Genomic DNA, 24,475 nt, shown 5'->3' on the forward strand with positions numbered 1-24,475 from the left:
CGGCGGGTTGCCTATTCTCGCCGCATGACCGGCAAGCGCTACCACGAGGACGCGGAGGTGCTGGTGGCGATCGGCACGGCGATCGGCGAGCACCGGATCACCGTCCGGCTGCCGCGTGCGCTCGCCGAGGCCGCCGTGGCCGCCTGGCAGCGCGACGAGACCGGGCCCGTGGAGCCGGAGACGCCGGAGCAGTGGGTGCTGCGCGACCGGGCGGCCGAGCTGGCGCTGATCGGGCTCGCGGTGTCCGAGCGGGGCCGGCCGGACGGCGAGTTCGTGGTGGTGGACCTGGACGTGGCCGCCGCCGGCGCCGCGGTGCGAGCCGCCCGGGAGTGAGCCGGCACTCGCGCCCACCAGCGCCGCGCACGCGGTCTGCGGAGGGAACCGGCGGAGGCCTCAGCGGCCGAAGAAGCCACCCGGCCGGCCGTTGCGGTCCGCGATCAACCCCGCCAGCGTGGCGATCGCGATCTCCACCGGGCGGCGCGAACCGATGTCCAGGCCGATCGGCCGGTGCACCCGGGCGATGTCGGCCTCGGCCACGCCCAGCGACCGCAGCGCCGCCACGTGCGGGCCCTCGTGCCGCGGGTTGCCCATCACCCCGGCCCAGCGCACCGGGCGCGCGAGCACGTCCCGCAGCGCGGCGCCCAGCTCGGGCCGGTGGTGGTCGGTCACCACGACGTCGGTGTCCTCGTCCAGGTCCGGCAACTCGGCCGCCACCTTCACGCCCGGGACCGCTCGGGACGGGTCCGGCTCGAACAGCAGCGTCCGGTAGCCAAGGTCCTCGCCGTAGCGCAGCAGGAACTCCGCGACCGGCGAGGCGAACACCGCGACCAGCGTCCGCGTGCCCGCCTGCGAATCATCCGCGCCGTGCGCCACCGCGCACGCCGAGTCTTCCGTAGCCATACGCGGATCCTAAGCGCCCGGCACCGGTGGTTCCGCGATCTCGAAGTACTCCGGCTGCCGCGCGGTGCCCGCCAGCTTGAAGTACCGCACCTTCCGCCGCCGTCGCAGCGCCAGCGTGTCCCGCACCGCGTCGTTGTGCACACGCCGCGCGATCACCACCCGGTGCTCGGCGTCGGCCAGTTCCTCCGCCAGCGAAGCGGGCAGCCGGGCGCGGTCGACCGACTCCAGCAGCCGGGTCAGCTCGTTCTCCGCGACCTCCCGCTCGGCGCGCGGCGCCTTCTCCGCGATGTCCGCCGCCTCGCGCAGGCCCGGCGCCGCCCCGTCGACGGCCGCCACCGCGCGCGCCACCACCGCCCGCCGCGCCAGCGCCGCGTCCAGCGCCGCCCACCCGGCGTCCAGCCGCACGTGCAGCCGGTCCAGCCGGTTGGCGGTGGCGACCAGGAACAACCCGCCGAGCACGACGATCGCCGCGACGATCGCGACGACCAGCACGAACCAGTTCACAGCGGCGCGTCCTCCGCACTGACCCGCCGCGGGTCGGCGGCGATCGCCGTCTCGTAGACCCGCAGCACCTGCGTCACCACGACCGGCCAGTCGTAGATCGCGACCCGCTCCCCCGCCGCCGCGGCCAGCGACGTCCGCCGCGCCGGATCGCCGAGCAGGTCACGCAGGCAGCCGGCCAGCGCCGCGCTGTCGCCGGTGGTGAACAGCGCCCCGGCGCGCCCGTCGTCCAGCACCCGGCGGAACGAGTCGAGGTTGCTCGCCGCCACCGCCGTCCCGGCCGCCATCGCCTCGGTCAGGATCATCCCGAAGCTCTCGCCGCCGGTGTTGGGCGCGCAGTAGACGTCCACGCTGCGCAGCGCGCGCGCCTTGGTGGCGTCGTCGACCTGCCCGAGCAGCTCCAGGTGGGGCGCCAGCTCCGGGCCCGCCATCCGGCGCAGCGCGTCGGCCTCGCCGCGCCCCACCACCAGCAGCCGCAGCTCCGGGAACTCCGGCAGCAGGCGGCGGGCTGCCTCCAGGAGCACGTCCATGCCCTTGCGCGGCTCGGTGAACCGGCCGACGAACCCGATCGTGCCGCCGGCCCGCGGATACCCCTCCAGCGGCTCGGCCCGGGAGAAGAACTCGACGTCGACGCCGTTCGGGATCTCCACCGCGTCGCCGCCGGCGTGCTCGACCTGCACCCGCCGCGCCAGCGCGGACACCGCGATGCGCGCGGTGATCTTCTCCAGCAGCGGCCGCAGCACCGGCTGGAACGCCGACAACGTCCGGGACCGCGGCGTGGAGGTGTGGAACGTCGCGACGATCGGCCCGTCGGCGACCTTCAGCGCCAGCAGCGACAGGCTAGGCGCGGCAGGCTCGTGCAGGTGCAGCACGTCGAACCCGCCCTCACGCAGCCACCGCCGCACCCGCGCGTAGGACACCGGGCCGAACTGCAGCCGGGCCACCGAGCCGTTGTACGGGATGCCGAGCGCCTTCCCCGCGGGGTGCACGAAGTCGGGCAGGTCCGCGTCGTCGTCCGCGGGCGCCAGCACCGACACCTCGTGCCCGCGGTCGCGCAGCGCGCGCGCCAGGTCCGTGACGTGCCCCTGGACGCCGCCGGGCACGTCGAAGGAATACGGGCAGACGATCCCGACCTTCACGCCGCTTCCTCCGCCGAAAAGGTCGCCTCCTCGAAATCGGCGGCCCACAGCTTCTGCATCATGTGCCAGTCCGCCGGGTGCGCGGCGATGTCGCCTGCGAAGACGTCGGCCAGCGCCTGGGTCGCGGCCGGCACCTCGGTGCGGTGCGCGACGCGGATGCGCGGGTGGATGCGGATGCCCCAGCCGTCCTCGGTGAACCAGCTGCCCACCGGCAGCAGCGCGGCGCCCGTGCTGGCGGCCAGCCGGGCGGGGCCGGCCGGCATGCTCGTCTTCTCGCCGAAGAACGACACCGGCACCCCGCTGCCGGACAGGTCGCGGTCGGCGATCAGGCACACCACCCGGTTCTCCCGCAACCGCTGCAGCAGCAACCGGAACGAACCGGTGCCGCCGTCCGCGGACAGGATCTCGAACCCCAGCGACTCGCGGTAGGCGACGAACCGCTGGAACAGCGACTCCGGCTTGAGCCGTTCGACCACCGTGGTGAACGGGCCGTACCGGCCGACGGCCCAGATGCCGGGCACGTCCCAGTTCCCGCTGTGCGGCAACGCGACCACCGCGCCGTTGCCCTCGGCGAGCGCGGCGTCGAGGTTCTCCACGCCGCTGATCGTCAGGTCCACCCGGGACCGGATGCCGTCCGCGTCCATCGTGGGCAGCCGGAACGCCTCGTGCCAGTAGCGCGCGTAGGACCGCACGGCCTGCCGGGTCAGCTCGTCGAGTTCGGTCTCGTCCGCCTGCGGCACGACGCGGGCCAGGTTGCGGCGCAACTGCCGCACCCCGGGGCCCTTGCGCCAGGCCGCGAAGTCCGCGGCCAATCCGAAACCGGCCTTCGCCAGCGGCACCGGCAGGCGGCGCACCACGTTCCAGCCGGCCGCGTAGCCGAGGTCGGCCATCCGCTCGCCGAACCGGCCCATCAGCCCGCCTCCCTGGCGGAGGCGGCGACGGCCAGCATCCGCTGGACCGTGGTGACGATCGAGCCGGCCGCGAGCAGCCACAGCGTGCCCTCGACGGCGAACGGCACGCCGAGGCCCTCCAGCCCGGTGCCGACGAGCGCGATGATCAGCCGCTCGGCGCGTTCGACCAGGCCGCCGTCGGCCTTGAGGCCCTCCGCCTCGGCGCGGGCCTTGATGTAGGAGATCACCTGCGCCAGCACGAGGCAGATCAGGCAGGCCGCCGCGGCGCGCGGGTTGTGCTCGACCGCGAAGCACCACCACGCGATGCCGGCGAACAGGGCGCCGTCGGCGAGCCGGTCGCAGGTCGCGTCCAGCGTCGCGCCGAACGGGGTGCCGTAGCCGCGGGCCCGGGCCATCGCGCCGTCGAGCAGGTCGAGCATCGCGAAGCCCCACACTGTGAACGTGCCGGCGAGCAGCATCCCGTTCGGGAAGAACACCAGGGCACAGGCGATCGCGCCGGCCGTGCCGATCATGGTCATCGCGTTCGGGGTCAGCCCGGCCCGCACCAGAGCGTGGCCGAGCGGGTCCAGGGCTCGCGAGACGGACGCTCGCGCGAAGATGTTCAGCATCAGATCGTCGGGGTGGCGGTATCGGCGGGCATGTCCATCGCTCTCGGCGTTCCACCTGGGGCTGCGGGGTCGGTTTGCTGACCGCAGCCTATCCACCCGCTACGACGATCCGGTGACGCGGCGCGCCCAAGGCGCCGGGCGCGCTCAGGCGAGGCGGTCCAGCCGGGCTTCCTCGGCCGCGACGGCCTCGGCGCAGCGGGGCGTGAGCTTGTCGCGGATCGCGTCGGAGATCTCCCCCAGCGCGCGCACCTGGTCCGGGGTGAGCGCGTCGAACAGGGCCTCGCGGACGGCCTCGACATGCCCGGGAGCTGCGGCTTCGAGTGCGGCGAAGCCACGGTCGGTCAGCTTCGCGAACGAGCCGCGCTTGTCGGTGCCGCAGCTGTCCCGGCGCACCCAGCCGTTGGCCTCGAGGCGGGCGACCGCGTGGGAAAGCCGGCTGCGTGACGAATGGCACTTCTCGGCCAGTTCGCTCATCCGCAGTGTGCGGCCGGGGGCCTCGGACAGCACGACGAGGACCTCGTAGTAGGTGTGCGGCATGCGGGCGTCGCGCTGGAGCTGGGAATCCACGTGGCCGCGCAGCATGGTGACGGCGACCGAGAACGAGCGCCACACACGCTGTTCGTCTTCGCTGAGCCATCGCGGTTCGGACATGTCTCACATAGTAGCCCTAGTTGAGCCCTCAACCATTCCTTCGCTAAGGTGTGGTTGAGGGCTCAACCAAGCTTCGTTGTGAGGAGACAAGCACATGACCGCTTCGACGACCGAGATCCCCGGCTACATCGCGGGCACCTGGACCATCGACTCGGTGCACTCCGACGTCGACTTCGTCGTCCGCCACCTGGGCGTGTCCAAGGTCCGCGGCCGCTTCGCCGAGGTCGAGGGCGAGATCGTGACCGGCGCCGACCTCGCGGACTCGAAGGTGACCGCCACCATCAAGGCCGACAGCATCGACACGAAGAACGCCGACCGCGACGCGCACGTCAAGGGCGCCGACTTCCTGGACGTCGAGCAGTTCCCGACGCTGAAGTTCGTGTCGACGGGCGTGCGCGCCGAGGACGGCGAGTACTTCATCGACGGCGAGCTGACCCTGCACGGCGTCACCAAGCCGGTCACCCTGACCGCCGAGGTCGGTGGCTTCGCCGACGGCATGGCCGAGGGCACCAAGGTTTTCGGTATCTCCGCCACCACCGAGATCAAGCGCAGCGACTTCGGCGTCGGCGCCACCATCCCGGCCGCCGTGGTGAGCGACAAGGTGAAGATCGAGCTGAACATCGAGGCCGGCCTGCAGGCCTGAGAACCTCGCCGGAAAAGGGTCCGGACGGGCACTCCGTCCGGACCCTTTCGCGCTACTGGACCCGTTTCCAGGCGTCCGAGAGCAGCTCGCGCGTCTCGCCGAGCAGCTGGGGCAGCACCTTCGTCTGGCCGATCACCGGCATGAAGTTCGCGTCCCCGCCCCAGCGGGGCACCAGGTGCTGGTGCAGGTGCGCCGCGATGCCGGCGCCCGCGATCACGCCCTGGTTCATCCCGATGTTGAACCCGTGCGCCCCGGACACCGACCGCACCACCTTCATCGCGTGCTGGGTGAACTCCGCCAGCTCCCGCGTCTCCTCCGCCGTCAGGTCCGGGTAGTCCGCCACGTGCCGGTACGGCAGCACCATCAGGTGCCCGGGGTTGTAGGGGTACAGGTTCAGCACCGCCCACACGTGCTCACCCCGCGCGATGATCAGCGCGTCGGCGTCGTCCATGCCGACCAGGCGGCAGAACGGGCACCCCTCGGGCTCGTCGCCCTCCGGCTTGTCCTGCCCCTGCACGTAAGCGAGCCGGTGCGGGGTCCACAGGCGCTGCAGCGCGTCCGGCACCCCGACGCCGTCCTGGCCCACCAGCTCCGGCTCGGTCAAGGCAGGACCGCCTTCAGCGCCTCGGCCGTCGGCGAGCTGTTCTCCCTCCGCTCGACCCAGCTCGTGATGGCCTCCACCGCGTCGGCCACCGGCACCCCGTTGATCTGGCTGCCGTCCCGGAACCGGAACGACACCGCGCCCGCCTCGACGTCCTTGGCGCCGGCCAGCACCATGAACGGCACCTTCTGCGTGGTGTGGGTGCGGATCTTCTTCTGCATCCGGTCGTCGCTGGTGTCCACCTCGACGCGGATCCCCTTGGCGCGCAACGCCTTCTCCACACCGCGCAGGTGTTCGGCGTGCTCGTCGGCGATCGGGATGCCGACCACCTGCACCGGCGCCAGCCACGCCGGGAACGCGCCGGCGTAGTGCTCGGTGAGCACGCCGAAGAACCGCTCGATCGAGCCGAACAGCGCGCGGTGGATGACGACCGGCTGCTTGCGGCTGCCGTCGGCGGCGGTGTAGGTCAGCTCGAACCGCTTGGGGTGGTTGAAGTCCAGCTGGATGGTCGACATCTGCCAGGACCGGCCGATGGCGTCCTTGGCCTGCACCGAGATCTTCGGGCCGTAGTAGGCCGCGCCGCCCGGGTCCGGCACCAGTTCCAGGCCGGAGTCGACGGCGGCCTGCCGCAGCGTTTCGGTGGCCTCCTCCCACTCCTCGTCCGAGCCGATGAACTTGTCCGAGTCGCCGCGGGTGGACAGCTCCAGGTAGAAGTCGGACAGGCCGTAGTCGGCCAGCAGGTCGAGCACGAACCGCAGCAGCGACCGCAGCTCGCCCGGCATCTGCTCCTGGGTGCAGTAGATGTGCGAGTCGTCCATGGTCAGCCCGCGCACGCGGGTCAGGCCGTGCACCACACCGGACTTCTCGTACCGGTACACCGTGCCGAACTCGAACAGCCGCAGCGGCAGCTCCCGGTAGGACCGCCCGCGCGACTTGAAGATCAGGTGGTGCATCGGGCAGTTCATCGCCTTGAGGTAGTACTCCTCGCCCTCCAGGGGCAGCGGCGGGAACATCGTGTCGGCGTAGTAGGGCAGGTGGCCCGAGGTGTAGAACAGCCCGCTCTTGGTGATGTGCGGGGTGTTGACGAACTCGTAGCCGGACTCCTCGTGGCGGCGGCGCGAGTAGTTCTCCAGCTCGCGGCGGATGATGCCGCCCTTCGGGTGGAACACCGGCAGGCCGGAGCCGATCTCCTCGGGGAAGGAGAACAGGTCCAGCTCCGCGCCGAGACGGCGGTGGTCGCGGCGCTCCGCCTCGGCCAGCCGCTCCAGGTAGGCGTCCTGCGCCTCGGCCGACTCCCACGCGGTGCCGTAGATGCGCTGCAGCTGCGGGTTCTTCTCGCTGCCGCGCCAGTAGGCGGCGGCCACGCGGGTCAGCTTGAACGCCGGGATGAACTTCGTGGTGGGCACGTGCGGCCCGCGGCACAGGTCGCTCCACACGCGCTCCTTGGTGCGCGGGTCGAGGTTGTCGTAGATCGTCAGCTCGCCGCCGCCGACCTCCATCACCTCGGAGGTGTCCACATCGGACTTCAGGTCGATCAATTCGAGCTTGAACGGCTCGTCGGCCAGCTCTTCGCGCGCCTGGTCGACCGAGTCGAAGCGGCGGCGCGAGAACTGCTGCGCCCCCTTGATGATCTGCTTCATGCGCTTCTCCAGCGCCTGCAGGTCCTCCGGGGTGAACGGCTTGTCGACGAGGAAGTCGTAGTAGAAGCCGTCCTTCACGGGCGGGCCGATGCCGAGCTTGGCCTCCGGGAACTGCTGCTGCACGGCCTGGGCGAGCACGTGCGCCGCGGAGTGGCGGATGACGCTGCGGCCGTCCTCGGTGTTCGCCGCGACGGGCTCCACGGAGGCGTCCGCTTCGGGCGCCCACGCCAGGTCGCGCAGGCGCCCGTCGGCGTCGCGGACGACGACGATCGCGTCCGACCCCTTGGTCGGCAGGCCCGCCTCGCGGATCGCGGCTCCGGCCGTGGTCCCGGCCGGCACCACCACGCTGGCGGCGGGTGCGGCTGCGGCGGACGACGGCTGGTTCACGATGGGCTCCTTCGAACGAAGTGATGTCCCACCGATGCTATCCGCCGCCCGCCCGCGGCCTTCCGCGAGGGACTTCAGACGGTCTCGACGACCTCGTCGTAGTCCAGGCGGGGCAGCCGGTCGAACCACGGGTTCTCGCCCGGCTTGCCGACGTTCACCACGACCAGGGACTTCCAGTTGCGGTCGGCGAAGAACTCCTTGTCGACCCCGGCGGCGTCGAAGCCGGTCATCGGGCCGGCGGCCAGCCCGGCGGCGCGCACGCCGATGATGAAGTAGCCGACCTGCAGCAGGGAGTTCAGGCGGGCGAAGCCCTCGCGGCCGGTCTCGTCGGCGAAGAGGTCCTTCGCGTCCGGCTTGTGCGGGAAGGTCTTGGGCAGGTTCTCGTGGAAGTCGGTGTCGGCGGCCAGCACGACGGTCACCGGGGCGCTCGCGGTCTTGGCGCGGTTGCCCTCGGACATGTGCGGCAGCAGCCGCTGCTTGCCCTCCTCGGTGCGGATCACCAGCGCGCGCAGCGGCTGGGTGTTCATCGACGTCGGCGCCCACTTCACCAGGTCGTAGATCGCCTGGATCTGCTCCTCGCTGACCGGCTCGTCGGAGAACGAGTTCGCGGTGCGCGCTTCGCGGAACAGCAGGTCCTGCACGTCCTGCGGGACGTGGAGGGCGTCGGCGAGACTGGCGGTCGAAGTCATGGGTACTCCCGGGGGACGGATCTTGTGCCTTCGCTCCCTCACAACCTAGTTGAGCGCTTGACTATTTCTCGTGTGCGGATGGTCACTCGTAGATGCGCACCCAGTCGACCTCGGCCGTGCTCCGGATCGGCGGCTCGGCCTTGTGCTTGTTGTGGTTCTGCTGGATGGCCAGGTGCATCGGCACGCTCGGGATGGTGCCGGGCGCGCCGTAGGTCGCCCACGCGACGCCGTCGATGTAGCAGGTGACGTGGTCGGGCTGCCACTCCACGGCGTAGTTGTGCCACTGGGTGATGTCGAGGTCCTTGCGCGTGTGGCCGGCGTCGACGTTGCCCGGCCCGTGCAGCCAGCTCTCCACGTACTGGCGCGCGGGGTCGTAGATCTCGGCGAAGTCGATCTCGCCGTCGGTGTTGGTGTCGCTCTCCGGCCACAGCAGCAGCACCGGGTTGAAGTCGTGGTCGGCAGGCGCCGGGAAGCGCGCCCGCACCTCCCACCGGCCGTAGGTCTGGTCCTCGCGCCACGCGATGCCGCAGGTGGCGGCGGTGGCGTCGCCGTCACCGACGAGGGTGAGCGTGCCGCCCTTCACCACGCACTGGCTCTCGCTCAGCGTCTCGCCGGAGACCGGGTTGAACCCGTCGTAGATGTTCCACTTGGTCCGGTCGACCCGGCGGCCGTCGAAGTCGTCCTGCGCGGTCAGCCGCCAGCCGTAGTTGGCCGCGGCCTCGCCGGACCGCTCCGGGGTGATCACGGCGGTGCTCGGCGCCGCGGTGATCCCGGTCGGCGAGGCCTGCTCGTCCGAGTCGTCGAAGCGCTCGGATGTCACCCGTACGGCGAGGATCGCGACACCCACGAGTACTACGCAGGCGACCAGGATGATTACGCGACGCACCACGGCGACAACTTATCGTCCCCCGTACGGGTGGTTGATCTAGCCCCGCTCGCCCTGCCGCCTCGCGACCAGGAACAGCGCCTGCCGCCGCAGCCGCGCGCCCGGCGCCATCGCCGCGCCGACGAGCCGGTCGACCGGGCGCACGCCCCACACCGGATCGCTGGCCAGCCCCTCGGACAGCGCGCGCTGCTCGGCGTACTCCGCGCGCTGCGCCCGCGCCGACAGGGAGTCCCGCCCGATCCGGAACGCCGCCAGGGACTCCCGCTGGCCGAAGAAGTCGCCGTGGCCCAGCAGTCCGATCCACAGCGCCAGGTCCATCGGGAACTTCCAGCGCGCGTCCCACCCGCCGACCGCGTCGAACTGGGCGCGCCGGAACAGCGCGCCGCCGGGCTCCCCGAGCGGGTTGCCGCCGTGCCGGACGATCTTGCGGATCACCGTGCTCGCCTCGTGGCGGCCGATCAGTCCGCGCAGCCCCCGGTTCGCGGCGAGCACCTCGCCGGTCTCGTTGATCATGTCGCGGCGCGAGCACACCAGCGCGATCGCCGGGTCGGTCGCCAGCACCTCGTACTGGCGGCGCAGGCAGTCGGGGTGCAGCAGGTCGTCAGCGCACACCAGCTTCACGAAACGGCCGCTAGATTCGGCCACCACGCGGTTCCAGTTCTCCGCCAGCGGCAGCACACGGTCGTTGCGGAGCACCTTGAGCCGCGGATCGGTGAAGCCCCGCAGGACGTCCGGGGTCTCGTCGGTCGAGGCGTTGTCCAGTACGACGAGCTCGAAGTCGTCGAAGGTCTGGGAAAGGACGCTGGAGACGGTGTCGGCGATGTACCGGCCGGACTGGTAGGCGGGGACGCACACGGAGACCGCGGCCGCGCTCACTGCTTTTCCCCCTTCCGGGTGTAGCTCTGAACAGGCAAAACGGTGATGGGTCACGCATGCTGGCACGCGTGGGGATCTTGGCGATGGTGGCCCTGCTCGTGGCGGGGCTGTTCGGCGGCTGGCCTCCGGCTGATCGGGACGACCCCCCGGCGCCACCGGCCGTGACGCTGCTGCCCGGCGCCGGGGATGGGCTCGTACTCGGCGTGACGCACGCACAGTACAGCCTCGACTCGTGGCTCACACCCGGGCAGCGCACGAGCGGGGAACAGATCCTCGGCGCCACCCCGATGCTGCAGAACCAGCACATCATGGGCTTCGGCGTGGGCAACCCCGAGCCGGCGCCCGGCAGCTTCGACTGGTCCCGCCTGGACGAGCGGATGGACCTGATCGAGCGCACCGGCGGCACCCCGGTGATCACCCTGTGCTGCGCGCCCGACTGGATGAAGGGCGGCGCGCCCGGCACGACCGACTGGGACGACCTGGCCGCCGCCCCGCTGCCCGCGCACTTCGACGACTTCGCACGCCTGTCCGCGACGGTCGCGAAGCGCTACCCGCAGGTCAGGTACTTCCAGGTGTGGAACGAGCTCAAGGGGTTCTGGGACGCAGAGGCCGGCACCTGGGACGCGAAGGGCTACACCGACCTGTACAACCAGGTCTACGACGCGGTGAAGGCGGTGCGGCCGGACGCGCTGATCGGCGGCCCGTACGTCGTGCTGAACACCTGGTCCTCGGCCGCGGCCACGACTCACCCGTCCGAGATGCGCGGCCCCTACGGCGTGGTCGACCAGCGGTCGCTGGACGTCGTGGAGTACTGGAACCAGCACAAGCACGGCGCCGACTTCGTCGCGCTGGACGCCTCCACCGGCACCCGCGACAAGGGCCTGATCACCACGCCGGACAAGGCGAGCCAGCTCTACGCCGACGCGACCCGCTGGGCGCGCAGCCTCACCGGGCTGCCGGTGTGGTGGTCGGAGTTCTACCCGGAGACCGCTCCCCCGCCCACCGGGACCCGGACCACCGCCGAGAGTGCTGAGAACCCCGTGCCGCTGGACCAGGCGCGGGCGGTGGCCACGCTGGACGCCGTGGCCCGCGCCGCCGAGGCGGGTGCGGCCGCGATGCTGCTGTGGCAACCGGAAGCCAGCGACGACCTGCCCTACGCCGCGCTGTGGTCGGCGGCGCGGCCCGGCGCGGAGGTGCTGCGGCCGACGAGCCTGACCGCCGCCTGGACGTGGCTGGCGCCGCGGCTGCGCGAGGGGCTGGTCGACGTGCAGCGCCCCGCGGACGTGCTCCAGTTCAGCGCGCCGGGCGGCGAGGTCGTGGTCAACCCACGGGCCGAGACCGGGCTGGTCCGGTCGGGCGGGCTCAGCGTGCGGGTGCCCCCGCTGACGATCCGGTTGCCGGGCTGAGCCGGTCACAACGTCAGGCCCACCACGATCCGCCAGATCGCGCCGATCGCGGTGAGCACGGTGAGCCCCACCGCCACCAGGTCCAGGGTGCGGATCCGCTCGGTGCGCGCGGAGGCGGTGTCGGTCGACCGGCGGCCGACGGCCATCTCCTTGAGCACCGTCCGCACCACGAGCACGACGAGCAACGCCACCCCGAACAGCGCCGTGACCAGGGTGAGGAAGTCGGCCTGGCTCACGCCGGCTCCGCCACGACGGACGTCTGCCGCACCAGGCGAGCCGGCACCCCGGCGTAGACGCCGGGCACCGGGCAGTCCCGCGCCACCACCGCGCCGGCGGCGATCACCGCGTCGTCGGCGATGCGCACGCCGGGCAGGATCTGCGCCCGCGCGCCGACCCACACCCGGTCGCCGATCACGACCGGCCTGGCCTCGGCGACGCGGGACACCGTGCCGTCGGGCAGCGTCGGGTGGTGCGAGGTGATGATCATGACCTGGGGGCCGAACTGGCAGGCCGCGCCGATCGTGATCGGCCCGACCGACTCCAGGTAGCACTCGGCGTTGAGGAACGTGCGGCGGCCGATCTCGACGTTGCGCAGCGCGCCGTGGATCCGCAGCCCCGGGAAGATGTTCCCGGAGTGGATGCGCGCGCCGAACGCGCGGTAGCCCAGCAGCCGCAGCGGCCGCGGCACCAGCGCGCTGCCGAGCAGGCCGTTCACGATCGCGCCGACGGTCATCGACCACAGCTCGATGTGCACCTGGTCCTTCAGCCGCCGTCCCAGGGACCGGGTCTGGTTCACGTGTTCCCTCCGCCACTGCCCTGCACGAACTTGTCGGCGGGCGTCGTCCGGCCGAGCACCAGCGAACCCTGGTCGTCGAACACCAGGCGGTACAGCCCGGTGGCCTCGAGCTCGCGCACGAGGTCGGCGCCGTAGGTGTCGGGCACCTGCTCGAAGATCTTCAGGTAGGCCCACTGTGGCTCGGTGAGCACAAGATAATCGGGGCCCTTCAGGCGCAGGCAGGCGACCAGCGCGGGGATGTCGTCCATGACGTCTTCGCAGTAGCCGTCGACCTCGAACTGGGACACCTCGCCCACCCGCGCGAACGACAACGGCACCGAGTTGACCAGCGAGTCCACCCGCTGCCCCGGCTGCGCCTCGTGCACCGCCCAGCTCGCCGCGGCGATGTCGCTGGCGTGGAAGCTGATGTAGGCATCGTTGCCGCCGCGCGCGGTGACCGTCGAGGCGAGCAGGCCGGTGAGCACGACCCACGGCACCCCCGCGGCGAGGACCGTGTGCCCTGGCCGGTTGCGCCAGCGCAGCCTGCGGGCCGCGGTGACGGCCTTCTCCAGCGCGAGCGACGCGGGCAGGGCCATCACCGGCAGCGAGAAGAGGAAGCAGCGCATGAACACCTCGCCGCCGTAGGGCTGGGCCACGGCGAGCCCGAACGGCGCGACGCACAGGGCGGGCAGCAGCCACGACTTCAGCGAGTCGCGGCGCATCAGCCAGATGCCGTAGGCCGCCATGCCCGCGACGAACAGCGTGATCCCGATGCGCACGGTCAGCACCACGAGCCTGCCGGGGCTGCCCGCGAACCGCGCCACGATGCCCTCGTCCACCGAGGACCCCACGTCGCCGAGCGGGCTGAGGATCATCTGGACCAGCTGGCCGCTCCAGAACTCCGACGCGCCCAGCGAGAACCACACCACCGCGCCGCCCAGGACCACGAACGGCATCCACGCGGGCCACAACCGCCCGAACACCAGCAGGAGCAGCAGCAGGACCCCGAGCACGTACGGGGTCAGCTGGTGGGTGGGCGCGAGCGCGAGCCCGATGAGCACGACCGCGCCCTGCGCGACCAGCCGCGCCTTCGGGCTGGACCGCGGCGCGAGCCGGGCCCGCAGCCGCGCCTTGACCGGTTCGGTGAGGCGGGGCCGCACGAGGTGCCGGAAGGTCAGCGTCAGCGCGGCGAGCATCAGGATCATCGCCGTGCCCTGCGGCGAGAAGTAGTCCTGCTCGGTCCAGTTCGCCACGAGGTAGAGCCACGGCGCGATCCACGCCGCGCGCCGGTTGCCCAGCGCGGACACGGCCAGCGCGCGCACGCCGAGCACCGCGAGCCCGGACAGCAGCACCGGCGCCCAGTTCAGGAACGGGATCGCGTCGGGCAGCCCGGCCGCGCGGGTGATCATCGCGACCATGGCGAAGAACCCGGCCCAGGAGAACCGCGCGTCGTAGTCGTGCAGGATGTCGCCGTGCGTGGCGATGTAGTCGGCGAACCCGGCGTGCAGCCAGGCCACCGGCAGCCGCGCGACCTCCTCGACCGCGGGCTGCAGCCCGTACACGCCGAGCACGCCGACGAGCGTGTAGAGGGAGAGCAGCCAGGTGCGCGGCCGGTACCGCAGCAGCTCCAGCACCACCGCGGCGACCAGCAGCGGGTAGGACAGCAGCGTGGGCACCGACAGTTCGGCGACGAGCCCGAGCCCGCCGATCGACTCGGGCGGGATCGGGTGCAGCCCGATGATCCACAGCACCACCGCGACCCCGGCGAGGCCGGGACCGAAGAACGGGTCGGCGAGGAAGGCGGGCCGTCCGGCGCCGGTGCCCAGGCGGGGCCGGGACTCGACCGCGCGCGACGGCGGTTCCGGTTTCGGCTGCGGCGCCAGCCTGCCGGAGGCCGGGATGTAGCGGGTGGGCGTGCCCAGGGGCGGCGGCTGGGTGAACCGCATCGGCTCCCGCGGCCGGGGCGAGGGGCGGCTGGTGCGGTTCGGGCGCACCGGGCGCAGGAAGCGGGTGGGCGGTTCGGTCACGGACGCGCCCCGAACACCCGGCGCCGCAGGTCGGCCAGCACCGCGGCGGCGATCACCGCCTGCGCCACGAGCATGCCCACCCCGAAGCCGAACTCGGTTGGCACCAGCAGGGCGAGCACGACGGCGGAGGCGGCGGTCACGGCCTGCAGCACCGCGACGCCGGCGCCCCGGCCCGCGGCCAGGTGCACGGCCACGCCGAGCACCACGACCAGCCGCGGCACCTGGGCCGCGAGCAGCACCCGCAGCAGGTCGGTGCCCGCGGTGTACTCCGCGCCGAAGATCGCCAGCATGACCCAGGCCAGCGCGGCGCCGACGGCGAGCAGCGGCACGAACACCAGCACCAGCCGCTTGCCCGCGTCGGCGACCAGCGACCGGGCGTGCCCCGGCTCGGCGGACAGGCGCACCACGAGCGGGTTCACGAACGCGGTCGCGGCGACGTCGAGCGCGTTGATCGCGGTCCAGACCACGAAGAAGACGGCGTTGGCCTCGGCGCCGAAGCGGTGCAGCACGATCAGCGGCACCAGGTTGTACAGCACGACCACGCAGACCATCGCCGGGTACGACGGCGCGAGCAGCCGCACGATCTCCCGGCGGCCGGGCAGCACACCCGGCGCGAGCGCGGGCGAGGTGCGGCGCACCGAGCGCCAGATCAGGATGGTCACGACCACCACCCCGATCAACGTCGGCACCGCCCAGGACAGCACCAGCCCGAGCGCGCCCGCCACCGGCCCCAGCCCGGCGAGCAGTCCCAGCCGGGCCACGGAGAACGCGGTGTTCTCCACCGGCACCCAGCGGGCCAGGCCGAGGCCGGTGAGCACCTCGTCCTGGAACTGGAACAGGGTCCAGCCGATCCCGGCGACGAGGAACCAGGCGACCCCGGCGGGCACCCGGTGCACCACCTCGGCCCCGGCGGGCACGAGCACGAACACGACCGAGCCGACCACGCCGCCGGCCAGGACCGCGAGGTAGGTGCGCAGCAGCAGCCGCGGCTGCCGCGCGCCGGCGCGCGGCAGCCAGCGCAGGACCGCCGGCCCCAGGCCGAGTTCGGCGATCCCGGCGACGAGCAGGAACCCGGACACGAACGCGGAGGTGTCGCCGACCGCGGCGGGCGGCAGCAGCCGCGCGGCCAGCACCCAGCCGATCATCCCGGCGAGCGCGGTGATCGCGGCCGAGGCCGACAGCGCGAGCCCGTCGGCCACCATGCCCTTGCCCGCGGCGGTTTTCCGGTCCACCGTCATCGGGCCTCACCCGGGCGGCTGCGCAGCACGTGGTGCGCCAGCGGGACGGCGGTGACGAACGCGAGCGCCACGACCGCCGCCTCCGGGTGCCAGAAACGGGTCAGCACCAGCACCTGCGCCACGATCAGGGTGATCGCCAGCGAGATGCCGACCGCGCTCACCCAGGTCACCGACAGGTGCCGCACGTTGACGTAGGAGATCAGGGCCCAGCCGGGCGCGGTGAGCACGAACACCAGGACCGCCAGCGGCCGCAGGAAGAAGTCCAAACCGGACCAGACGAGCACGATCGTGACGAGGCAGACAGCAAGCAGCCCGTAGGCGGTGTACCGCCGGATCCTCAGCTGCTGCTCGACCACACGCGCCCTTCCTGCCCGTCGCCGTCCATCTTCACCGGCGGCCGGATCCGGCCTCACCCCGGGCCCGCATCAGCGCCGCCGCGCCGCCCAGCAGCCCGAGACGCTCGTCGCGGCGCAGCTGCCGCAACCGCGACCGGGCGGCGCGGTCGGACAGCGGGAGCTCCGGGGTGCGGGACGCGAGCCGGGCCGCCCCGCGGGGCACCCGGCGCAGGATCGAGAACGCCGAAACCGGGCGGCGCCGCACGGACAGCACGAGCATCGCGGCCAGGCCGACGCCGTAGCCGCGCATCCGCTCCCGCAGTTCGAGCCAGTCGGCGCGGTGGATGTGCCGGGCCACGGCGTGCGGGGTGTGGACCACCGCGCCGCCGGCGTAGGCCAGCCGCACGAACAGGTCCAGGTCCTCCCCGGCCATCGTCGGGGTGCCCGCGCCGAGCAGCGGGTCGAAACCGCCGAGCTCCTCGAAGACCTCCCGCCGCCAGGTCGCGCAGCTGCCCGGGCCGTAGCGCGCCATGGACAGTGGGTAGAGCGGGTCCTCGCGCGCGGTGTCCCGGTCGATCCGCTGCCACCGCACCGAATTGCTGTAGCCCTTGAGCCGTTCGAACAGGACCTCGGCGTCGGTCTCCAGGCTGGCCGGCAGCACGAGCGAGGTCACGCACCCGACCGCGGGGTCGGCGGCGAACTCCTCGGTGACGGCGTCGAACCAGCCGGGTTCGACGGTGATGTTCTCGTCGACGAACGCGATCAGGCCGTGGCTCGCGACGCGGGCGCCGGTGTTGCGGGCGATGCTGACGCCCTTGCGCGGCTCCACGACGTACCGCGCGCCCAGCGCCTCCACCTCGGCGCGCAGCCAGTCGTCGCCCTCGGGCAGCCGCGGCAGGTTGTCGACCACGATCACCTCGAGGTCCGGGTACCCGGCCGCCAGCGCGGCGCGGGCGCTGGCCACGGCCTGCCGCTTGCGGTACGCGGTCGGGATCACGACGCTGACCGGCGGCCGGGTGAACTCCGGCCGTCGCCGCGGGGCGGGCGCGGTCGCCAGCTTCGGCAGCCGCACGACGCCGCGTTCCACCGGGAGCAGCAGGACGTCGAGGGTGCGGTCGCCGTCGCGGACGAGCACCTGCGCCGCGCGGTAGTGGCCGACCGGCCGGTGCGGCACGGGCAGTTCCTCGGGCGCGGTGCGGGCGTCCACGGTGGCGATGTGGATCGGGCCGTGCACCAGCGACGACGACGGGCGCGGCCGCGCCGGGCGGATCTGCGCCTTGCCGCGCAGGTACCCGGCCGCGGTCGAGGACACCACGGTCACCAGCCCGAGCACGCCGGCCGCGCCGGACGTGCGGAACAACGCGAGCCGCCCGAATTCGCGCACCACCGCGGCCGGGATGGTCCGGCTCAGGTAGTCGCGCTCGGTGGACAGCGCCGCCTCGCTGCCGACCAGGCGCGAGACGTAGGCCTTGGACAGCCCTTCACCCCAGCCGCGGCGGCGCAGGTACGCCCAGGTGGTGCGCTCCGGGGTGACGCGGTGGCGCACCACCGCCTGCGGCCGGAACACGATCCGCGCGCCGGGCGAGGCCTGGCGCAGCCGGATGCACAGCTCGGTCTCCTCGCAGCCGAGCGGCGTGCGCCCGATGCGGCCGAGGTCCTCGGAGAACAACCCGGCGAGCGTGAACGCCTCGCGGCGGAAGGACATGTTGCAGCCCATCAGGTTGCGCACCGGCGCCTCCGCGGTGGGCTGCCCGGTGTAGGTGCAGCCGACGACCCAATCCAGTTCGCCGTGCACCGATCCGCGGCCGGCCGGGAGCTTGGCCGGCCGCTGCCCGCCGGGCCAGCGCGGGCGGGCCGAGCCGCCGACGGCCAGCACGTCCCGGTCGCGGTAGCCGGCCAGCAGCTGCTCCAGCCAGTCCGGCGCGGCTTCGGCGTCGTCGTCGAGGAACGCGATCACGTCGCCCTTGGCGAGCCCGACCGCGGTGTTGCGGGCGCCGGACAGGCCGCGCCGCCCGGCGTTGGGCACCACCGTCACGCCGACGAACTCCGCGGCGGCCCGCCGCTCCAGCTCCGGGTTGTGGTCGATGACCACGATGATCTCGCGCGGCGGCGCGGACTGGTCACGGGCGGAGGCGACCGCCGCGGTCAGGTCGTCCCAGCGCTCTTCGGTGTAGGCGCAGATCACCACGGTGGTGTCGAACGAGGTCATGCTTCGGGGGCTCCCGTGTCCAGCGCGAGCGGCGCCGGGGTGTCCACGACCGGCTCCGGGGTGAACAGGCCGAACCGGCGGCTGCGGCGCTGGCGGCCGACCCGCTGCCATTCGGCGACCAGCGTGCGCAGCACCCGGCCGCCGTCGGAGAAGGTACGCAGGTTGGTCTCGCCGTGCAGGCGCGCCCGCTCGACGCTGGGGACCTCGGTGATCCACAGTCCCAGCGCGGCCATCCGGCAGTTGATCACGGTCTCGATCTCGAAACCGTCGCCCCACAGCATCTCCTCGCCCGCGGGCGCGAACACCGGCGGCAGGTTCAGCAAGGCAACCAAATCGCGCCAGAACGCGTTGTAGCCGTAACAGAGATCGGTGAACCCGGCGCTGAAGAGCGTGTTGGACAGGCGGTTGAGCCCGGAGTTGCCCGCGGCGCGGAGGTGTGTGATGTCGTGGCTGCCGCCACCCGGGGCGAACCGGGTGCCCTTGGCGAAGTCCGCGCCGTCGGTGAGCGCTTCCACGAACCGCGGGATCTCCGCGGGGTCGGCCGAGCCGTCGGCGTCGAACATCACGATCACGTCGCCGGACGCGGCGAGGAATCCGCAGGCGAGCGCGTTGCCCTTGCCACGCCGGGTCTGTTTGATGACCCGCACGCCCGGCCGCGCCGCACGCGCGACCTCCGGTGTGCCGTCCCCGGTGTCGGCGTCGACGACCAGCACCTCGTGCACGGGCGGCAGCTCGGGCAGGATCTCACGCAGGTTCGCCGCCTCGTTCTTCGCCGGCACCACGACGGTGACGCGCGGGTCGGGCCCGCGGCGGGGCGGGTGCGCGGCGGCGAAGGCGAACGCGTCGCCCAGGTTCTCGTAGTCGGTGACGGGACTGGGGGAATCCATGATCGTCAACGCCGTGCTGTCCTTGCTGGCGGGCACACCGGGTCGGGCTGGTGCGCGGGTCGGGGAAGTGCGGGGCTGGTGCTCGATCGTGTGACGCGCGGCCCTGCGGTCAGGTTCGGTGTCTTCGCAGATCTTCCGCGAGACGGCCGCCTGCCTGCTCGGACTTCAGCCACGCGAGACGGGTGTAGCGCTGCGTGAACGCGTCCATGGTCAGGCCGTGGCGGGTGTAGTGCCCGGCCAGCTCGCGGGCGCCGTCCTCGACGGACCAGACGGCCGCGTACCCGGGAAGCGCTTCCCGGATGCGGGAGAAGTCCACCCGGTAGGAGCGGGGGTCGGGGCCCGCCTCGCCGGTGATGAGCAGTTCCGAGCCCGGCACGGCGGTGACCACGGACTCGGCGATCTGGCGCACCGTGAGGTTGTTGGCCTCGGTGCCCACGTTGAACGCCCGGTCGTGCACGGCTTCGGCGGGCGCGGTCAGCGCCGCCGCGAAAGCCGTGGCGATGTCGTGCGCGTGCACCAGCGGCCGCCACGGCGTGCCGTCGGAGAGCACCCGCACCTGGCCGGTGAGCACGGCGTGGCCCACCAGGTTGTTCAGCACGATGTCCGCGCGCAGCCGCGGGGAGAACCCGAAGGCGGTCGCGTTGCGCAGGTACACCGGGCTGAACCCGGAGTCGGCGAGGTCGTGCAGGTCGTCCTCGACACGCACCTTGGACTCCGCGTACGGGGTGACCGGGCGCAGCGGCGCGTCCTCGGTGACCAGGTCGTCCCCCGCCGCGCCGTACACCGAGCAGGTGGAGGCGTAGAGGAAGCGGCGCACGCCGGCGTCCTTGGCCAGCTTGGCCAGCTGCACCGACGCGGTGTGGTTGATCTCGTAGGTCAGCTCCGGCGCGAGCGCGCCGAGCGGGTCGTTGGACAGCGCGGCCAGGTGGATCACGGCGTCCACACCGGACAGCCGGCCGGCGGTGACGTCGCGCAGGTCCACCGGATCGCCCGGCGGGTCGTCCGGGGCGGGCCCGAGCACGCACGCGGCGAACAGGCCGGAGTCCAGGCCCAGCACCTCGTGCCCCGCCTCGCGCAGCACCGGCGCCATCACCGATCCCAGGTAGCCCTGGTGTCCGGTCAGCAGGACCCGCATCAGCGCACCTCCGCCGGGATCGGGGCCGGGCGCTCCCACAGCATCCACGGCCGCGCGCCGCTTTCGTAGGCCGCGTCGAGCGCGGCGCGTTCCTTGAACGTGTCGGCGGGCTGCCAGAAGCCGCGGTAGGGGTAGGCGATCAGCCGGTCCTTCTCGGCCAGCGCCGCGCAGCCGTCCTCGACCAGGTCGCCGTTCTCCGGGAGGTGGTCGAAGATCTCCTGCCGCAGCACGAAGTAGCCGGCGTTCTCCCACAGCGGCAGGCGGCTCGCCGAGCTGATCCCGGACACGCGGTTGGTGCCGTCCCGGAACTCCACGCAGTGGAACGAGGACTGCGGCGGCACCACCATCATCGACGCGCCGGCGTCGGAGGCGGCGAGGTTGTCGACCATGACGTCGAGCGGGGCGTCGGTGAGCACGTCGGCGTAGTTGGCGAGGAACATCTCCTCGCCCTCGACGTGCTTGCGGACCCGGCGCAGCCGCTCGCCGATCGGCGACTCGACGCCGGTGTGCACGAACGTGATCGACCAGTCGCTGATGTCGGTGGACAGCAGCTCGACCTCACCGCCGCGCAGCACGAAGTCGTTGGACGCGGTCTCGGTGTAGGTCAGGAAGAAGTCCGTGATGTGCCGCGCGCCGTAGCCGAGGCACAGGATGAAGTCGGTGTGCCCGAAGTGCGCGTAGTACCGCATCACGTGCCACAGCAGCGGCCGGGGGCCGACCATCTGCATCGGCTTGGGCACGTCGTCCGCGGGGCCGTTGCGCATGCGCATTCCGTAGCCGCCGCAGAAGAGCACCACCTTCATTCAGTTCACCTCGACAGCGTGCAGCGCGGGATTCTTCGGGGAGACGATCTCCAGTTCCGGGATCGCGAACACCAGGCGGCCGCCCCAGTCCGCGACATACGCCAGCTGCTCGGTCAGCTCGGCGCGCAGGTTCCAGGGCAGCACGAGCACGTAGTCCGGCCGGTCCGCCGCGATCCGCTCGGGCTCGTGGATCGGGATCCGCGTGCCGGGGGTGAACCGGCCGTGCTTGTACGGGTTGCGGTCCACTGTGTACTCGAGCAGGTCGGGCCGGATCCCGCAGTGGTTGAGCAGGGTGTTGCCCTTGCCCGGCGCGCCGTAGCCGACGACCCGCTCGCCGCGGCGCTTCGCGCCGATCAGGAACTCCAGCAGCGACAGCCGGATCTCCTCGACGCGGCGCGCGAAACCGGCGTAGCCGGACAGGTCGTGCAGCCCGGCGGCGCGCTCGGTGTCCAGCACCTCGGCGACCCGCGGGGACGGCTCGCCCGCGGCTTCGGCGGGCCGCGCCCACACGCGGATCGAGCCGCCGTGCGTGTCCAGCAGTTCGACGTCGGTCACGGCCAGGCCGCCGGTCGCGAGCGCCCGCTGCGCCGAGGCGAGCGTGTAGTACTGGAAGTGCTCGTGGTAGATCGTGTCGTACTGGGTCAGCTCGACGAGGCTGAGCAGGTGCTGCACCTCGATCGAGACCCAGCCGTCGTCGGCGACGAGCGCGCGCAGGCCCTTCGTGAAGCCGAGGACGTCCGGGATGTGCGCGTAGACGTTGTTGGCCACCACCAGGTCCGCTGGCCCGTGCTCGGCGCGGACCGCGGCGCCGGTCTCCGGCGTCAGGAACGCGGTCAGGGTCGGCACCCCCGCCTCGCGCGCGGCCGCGCCGACGTTGACCGACGGCTCGATGCCCAGGCAGCGCAGGCCGCGGCCGACGACGTTGCGCAGCAGGTAGCCGTCGTTGCTGGCGACCTCGACGACGAAGGAGTCCGGGCCGAGCCCGAGGCGGCTCACCGCGGAGTCGACGAACTTCTCGGCGTGCGCCAGCCAGGAGTGGGAAAACGACGAGAAGTAAGCGTATTCGGTGAACGTCTCGGCGGGATCGATCAGGGGCGGCAGCTGGGCCAGCAGGCACTCCGGGCAGATCCGCAGGTGCAGCGGGTACGCCGGCTCCGGCGCGTCGAGGTCCGCCGCGGCGAGGAACGACTCGCAGGGCGGGCTCGCGCCGAGGTCGACCACGCTGCGCAGACCCGGCGAACCGCACAGGCGGCAGGACAGCGTCTGGGCTGACATGGTGCGGCGTGCTCCCCGGTGATCGATCCTCCCGCCCCGGAAGGGGCCTATGTCAACGTGACTATAGGGATGGCAGTGGTCAGCGTTACGAGCAACCGGGTGATCAGTTCACCCCGATCGGGTGATCACTGCCACTCGCCGTAGTGCCCGACCCCACGAGAAGTCACTGGGAAGAGATCATCTTCGCGTTTTGACCGGATTGACCGGCCACGATTCACGCCACGATCCACTCGCAGTGGTCGCCGTCGAGCTGCGGGAAGGCGGCGCGCACCTCGGGCTCGAGATCGGGGACGAACAGCAGGACGGCGCGCGGGATCGGGTGGGTGAGGACTTCCGTTGATACCACTGGAATCCGGGTACCGGGCATCCGCCGACCGTGCTTCGCGGGCGAGACGTCCGCGATCTCCGGCAACAGATCGATATCGATTCCGGCGCGGCGCAGCAACACCACCGCCCGGGACGCGGCGCCGTAGCCGACGACGCGCTTCCCCGCGTGCTCCCGCAAGCGCGCCCGGACGCGGTCGCAGCCCGCTTCGACGGCCCGGCCGAGCCCGGCGACGACGGGAATCCGGTCGGCCCCGGCGGCTCGTTCCCCGGCCACCAGGCCGGCGGTCTCCGCCGCCGGGCTCGCGTCACGGGCGAGTTCGAGGAGCACGGTGCCGCCGTAGAGGTCGAAGGTCCAGCTGCGGCCGGGCCGCAGGCCCGCGGAGGCGGCCAGGGTGACCGCGGCCGGGGTGGAGTAGTAGGCGAAGTGCCCGTGCCGCAAGGCGTTCCACTGCCCCTGCCGGACGATCGAGGCCAGCGAGTGGAACTGCATCAGCAGGGCGCCGCCGGGCGCGAGCCGCGCGGCGCGGCGGGCCATGGCCGCGCGCTGGTCCGGTTCGTGCATCAGCCCGAAGCAGTCGACCACGACGTCCGCGGGCTCGCCCTCGGCCACCTCCCGCATGCCCGCGGCGCGCAGCAGCGGCAGCCACGAGCCGCCGTGCGGGCTGCCGAACTCCGCCACGGTCGCGCCCGGCCGCACCAGCCCGGCGCCCGTGAGCCGGGCGACCGCGGCGGCGGCCTGGTCGGTCAGCGCCTTCGGCTCCACCCCGGCGGGTTCCTCGGCCGTGCCCGGATCCTCGGCCAGCTGGGCCAGCGCGCACCGCGCGCACATCCACATCCGCAGCGGCCACACCGGATCCGGGCCGGGGTCGGCCGCGGGCGGGAACAGGTCGCACGGCGGCTGCTCCCCCAGGTCCAGCACGACCTCGCCGTCGGTGGCGCCGCACGCCCGGCAGGTGATCACCGCGCCCCCTCGCCGAGCGCCAGCGCGAGCTTGTCCACGTAGAAGGCCTCGGCGTAGCGGGTGTGCTGCTGCACCCCGCGTAGCCGGGCCAGGCCGAGGAACGCGTCGCGGGTGTACCAGTCCCGGCCGTGCTGCGAGGGGTAGTGCTTGGCCAGCAGGTCGGCCTTCGCCTCGGCGACCTCCTCGGTGAGCGGCTGGTAGACCGTCGGCTGGCCGAGGTCGCCGTCCCACTTGAGGATCTCGTAGCCGAGCACGGGCTGGTCGCGGAACACGGTGGGCACGATTTCGGCCAGCAACCGGTGGTCCTGGTGGCGGTCGGCCGGCTGCGGCGCGAACACCAGGTCCGGCGTGACCCGGCCGCGCAGTGCGGTGACCGCGTCCTTGACCGCGTTCCAGTGCGCCGGCATCCGCCCGTCGGGCAGGTCCAGCACGGTCAGCTCGACGCGCGCCGGCGCGCAGAACTCGGTGAGCGCGGCCTGTTCCTCGGCGGCGCGCTCGGTGCCGCCGCCGGACAGGACGAGCGCGTGCACCTCGAGGTCCGGGCGGTGCGCGCAGAGCGTGAGCAGCGCGCCGCCGGCGCCGATGGCGAGGTCGTCGCAGTGGGCGCCGAGCAGCGCGACCGAGCGGAGACGGGGGAAGGTGAGAGCCTGCACGTCCGGCAAGGG

26 protein-coding genes are annotated in these 24,475 nt (G+C 72.7%); 3 read left to right on the plus strand and 23 right to left on the minus strand.

All coding sequences use genetic code 11. From position 1 onward, the window contains the following. Positions 1 to 24 precede the first annotated feature (24 nt). Complete coding sequence (locus ACCP09_RS15065; protein WP_433747102.1) at positions 25 to 333, plus strand: hypothetical protein; 309 nt, start codon at positions 25 to 27, stop codon at positions 331 to 333. A gap of 60 nt (positions 334 to 393) precedes the next feature. Here ACCP09_RS15065 and ACCP09_RS15070 read toward each other — a convergent pair whose 3' ends face one another. From ACCP09_RS15070 to ACCP09_RS15095, 6 genes are all read right to left on the minus strand, one after another. Next, positions 394 to 900 carry an XdhC family protein gene (locus ACCP09_RS15070; RefSeq protein ID WP_433747105.1) on the minus strand — a complete coding sequence of 169 codons (507 nt, stop codon included), beginning with the start codon at positions 898 to 900 and terminating at the stop codon, positions 394 to 396. Between the two features lie 9 nt (positions 901 to 909). Further along, positions 910 to 1,404 carry a hypothetical protein gene (locus ACCP09_RS15075; protein ID WP_017987953.1) on the minus strand — a complete coding sequence of 165 codons (495 nt, stop codon included), beginning with the start codon at positions 1,402 to 1,404 and terminating at the stop codon, positions 910 to 912. Further along, complete coding sequence (locus ACCP09_RS15080; protein ID WP_027930479.1) at positions 1,401 to 2,540, minus strand: glycosyltransferase family 4 protein; 1,140 nt, start codon at positions 2,538 to 2,540, stop codon at positions 1,401 to 1,403. Before ACCP09_RS15080 ends, ACCP09_RS15075 begins: the two co-directional genes overlap by 4 nt. Further along, on the minus strand, positions 2,537 to 3,451 hold the full coding sequence (locus ACCP09_RS15085; protein WP_027930480.1) for a phosphatidylinositol mannoside acyltransferase: 915 nt from the start codon (positions 3,449 to 3,451) through the stop codon (positions 2,537 to 2,539). The genes ACCP09_RS15080 and ACCP09_RS15085 overlap by 4 nt, the downstream gene beginning before the upstream one ends. Next, positions 3,451 to 4,059: a phosphatidylinositol phosphate synthase gene (gene pgsA, locus ACCP09_RS15090; protein WP_433747110.1), complete on the minus strand. Its 609-nt coding sequence runs from the start codon at positions 4,057 to 4,059 to the stop codon at positions 3,451 to 3,453. The genes ACCP09_RS15085 and pgsA overlap by 1 nt, the downstream gene beginning before the upstream one ends. Before the next feature lie 144 nt (positions 4,060 to 4,203). Continuing rightward, positions 4,204 to 4,710: a MarR family winged helix-turn-helix transcriptional regulator gene (locus ACCP09_RS15095; protein WP_027930482.1), complete on the minus strand. Its 507-nt coding sequence runs from the start codon at positions 4,708 to 4,710 to the stop codon at positions 4,204 to 4,206. A gap of 94 nt (positions 4,711 to 4,804) precedes the next feature. Here ACCP09_RS15095 and ACCP09_RS15100 point away from each other — a divergent pair, with 94 nt between their 5' ends. Further along, positions 4,805 to 5,353, plus strand: coding sequence for a YceI family protein (locus tag ACCP09_RS15100; protein WP_123682484.1), 549 nt, complete (start codon positions 4,805 to 4,807; stop codon positions 5,351 to 5,353). Between the two features lie 52 nt (positions 5,354 to 5,405). Here ACCP09_RS15100 and ACCP09_RS15105 read toward each other — a convergent pair whose 3' ends face one another. The 5 genes from ACCP09_RS15105 to ACCP09_RS15125 form a co-directional block, all read right to left on the minus strand. Further along, positions 5,406 to 5,957, minus strand: a complete 552-nt coding sequence (locus ACCP09_RS15105) for an HIT family protein (RefSeq protein ID WP_433747114.1) — start codon at positions 5,955 to 5,957, stop codon at positions 5,406 to 5,408. Beyond that, positions 5,954 to 7,981, minus strand: a complete 2,028-nt coding sequence (gene thrS, locus ACCP09_RS15110; RefSeq protein ID WP_433747117.1) for a threonine--tRNA ligase — start codon at positions 7,979 to 7,981, stop codon at positions 5,954 to 5,956. The genes ACCP09_RS15105 and thrS overlap by 4 nt, the downstream gene beginning before the upstream one ends. Before the next feature lie 74 nt (positions 7,982 to 8,055). Next, positions 8,056 to 8,670: a malonic semialdehyde reductase gene (locus ACCP09_RS15115; protein WP_017987945.1), complete on the minus strand. Its 615-nt coding sequence runs from the start codon at positions 8,668 to 8,670 to the stop codon at positions 8,056 to 8,058. 82 nt (positions 8,671 to 8,752) lie between these two features. Beyond that, positions 8,753 to 9,559: a glycoside hydrolase family 16 protein gene (locus tag ACCP09_RS15120; RefSeq protein WP_433747120.1), complete on the minus strand. Its 807-nt coding sequence runs from the start codon at positions 9,557 to 9,559 to the stop codon at positions 8,753 to 8,755. 36 nt (positions 9,560 to 9,595) lie between these two features. Continuing rightward, positions 9,596 to 10,432: a glycosyltransferase family 2 protein gene (locus ACCP09_RS15125; protein ID WP_027930487.1), complete on the minus strand. Its 837-nt coding sequence runs from the start codon at positions 10,430 to 10,432 to the stop codon at positions 9,596 to 9,598. 68 nt (positions 10,433 to 10,500) lie between these two features. Between ACCP09_RS15125 and ACCP09_RS15130 the strand changes: the two genes are divergently transcribed. Further along, positions 10,501 to 11,838 carry a hypothetical protein gene (locus ACCP09_RS15130; protein ID WP_231960545.1) on the plus strand — a complete coding sequence of 446 codons (1,338 nt, stop codon included), beginning with the start codon at positions 10,501 to 10,503 and terminating at the stop codon, positions 11,836 to 11,838. A gap of 5 nt (positions 11,839 to 11,843) precedes the next feature. Here ACCP09_RS15130 and ACCP09_RS15135 read toward each other — a convergent pair whose 3' ends face one another. From ACCP09_RS15135 to ACCP09_RS15190, 12 genes are all read right to left on the minus strand, one after another. Then, entirely contained in the window at positions 11,844 to 12,074 is a 231-nt protein-coding gene (locus ACCP09_RS15135) for a hypothetical protein (RefSeq protein ID WP_020420727.1), read from the minus strand. Continuing rightward, positions 12,071 to 12,634, minus strand: a complete 564-nt coding sequence (locus ACCP09_RS15140; RefSeq protein WP_017987940.1) for an acyltransferase — start codon at positions 12,632 to 12,634, stop codon at positions 12,071 to 12,073. The genes ACCP09_RS15135 and ACCP09_RS15140 overlap by 4 nt, the downstream gene beginning before the upstream one ends. Further along, positions 12,631 to 14,640: a hypothetical protein gene (locus ACCP09_RS15145; protein WP_433747126.1), complete on the minus strand. Its 2,010-nt coding sequence runs from the start codon at positions 14,638 to 14,640 to the stop codon at positions 12,631 to 12,633. The genes ACCP09_RS15140 and ACCP09_RS15145 overlap by 4 nt, the downstream gene beginning before the upstream one ends. Then, on the minus strand, positions 14,637 to 15,878 hold the full coding sequence (locus ACCP09_RS15150) for a lipopolysaccharide biosynthesis protein (RefSeq protein WP_433747129.1): 1,242 nt from the start codon (positions 15,876 to 15,878) through the stop codon (positions 14,637 to 14,639). Before ACCP09_RS15150 ends, ACCP09_RS15145 begins: the two co-directional genes overlap by 4 nt. Beyond that, positions 15,875 to 16,234: a hypothetical protein gene (locus ACCP09_RS15155; RefSeq protein WP_017987937.1), complete on the minus strand. Its 360-nt coding sequence runs from the start codon at positions 16,232 to 16,234 to the stop codon at positions 15,875 to 15,877. Before ACCP09_RS15155 ends, ACCP09_RS15150 begins: the two co-directional genes overlap by 4 nt. A 31-nt stretch (positions 16,235 to 16,265) precedes the next feature. Continuing rightward, positions 16,266 to 18,422: a glycosyltransferase gene (locus ACCP09_RS15160; RefSeq protein ID WP_378363802.1), complete on the minus strand. Its 2,157-nt coding sequence runs from the start codon at positions 18,420 to 18,422 to the stop codon at positions 16,266 to 16,268. Continuing rightward, positions 18,419 to 19,309, minus strand: coding sequence for a glycosyltransferase family 2 protein (locus ACCP09_RS15165; RefSeq protein ID WP_231960546.1), 891 nt, complete (start codon positions 19,307 to 19,309; stop codon positions 18,419 to 18,421). Before ACCP09_RS15165 ends, ACCP09_RS15160 begins: the two co-directional genes overlap by 4 nt. Before the next feature lie 109 nt (positions 19,310 to 19,418). Continuing rightward, positions 19,419 to 20,444, minus strand: a complete 1,026-nt coding sequence (locus ACCP09_RS15170) for an NAD-dependent epimerase/dehydratase family protein (RefSeq protein WP_433747133.1) — start codon at positions 20,442 to 20,444, stop codon at positions 19,419 to 19,421. Next, positions 20,444 to 21,247, minus strand: coding sequence for a glucose-1-phosphate cytidylyltransferase (locus ACCP09_RS15175; RefSeq protein WP_017987933.1), 804 nt, complete (start codon positions 21,245 to 21,247; stop codon positions 20,444 to 20,446). Before ACCP09_RS15175 ends, ACCP09_RS15170 begins: the two co-directional genes overlap by 1 nt. Further along, positions 21,248 to 22,522 (minus strand): class I SAM-dependent methyltransferase, encoded by a 1,275-nt coding sequence (locus ACCP09_RS15180; protein ID WP_378332235.1) that lies wholly within the window; start codon positions 22,520 to 22,522, stop codon positions 21,248 to 21,250. It abuts the gene before it with no gap. 214 nt (positions 22,523 to 22,736) lie between these two features. After that, entirely contained in the window at positions 22,737 to 23,810 is a 1,074-nt protein-coding gene (locus ACCP09_RS15185; protein ID WP_123682491.1) for a class I SAM-dependent methyltransferase, read from the minus strand. After that, complete coding sequence (locus tag ACCP09_RS15190; protein WP_017987930.1) at positions 23,807 to 24,472, minus strand: PIG-L deacetylase family protein; 666 nt, start codon at positions 24,470 to 24,472, stop codon at positions 23,807 to 23,809. Before ACCP09_RS15190 ends, ACCP09_RS15185 begins: the two co-directional genes overlap by 4 nt. Between the last annotated feature and the right edge of the window lie 3 nt (positions 24,473 to 24,475).

It is taken from the genome of Amycolatopsis sp. 3B14, assembly GCF_050958625.1.
Classification (GTDB): Bacteria; Actinomycetota; Actinomycetes; order Mycobacteriales; family Pseudonocardiaceae; genus Amycolatopsis_E; species Amycolatopsis_E thermoflava.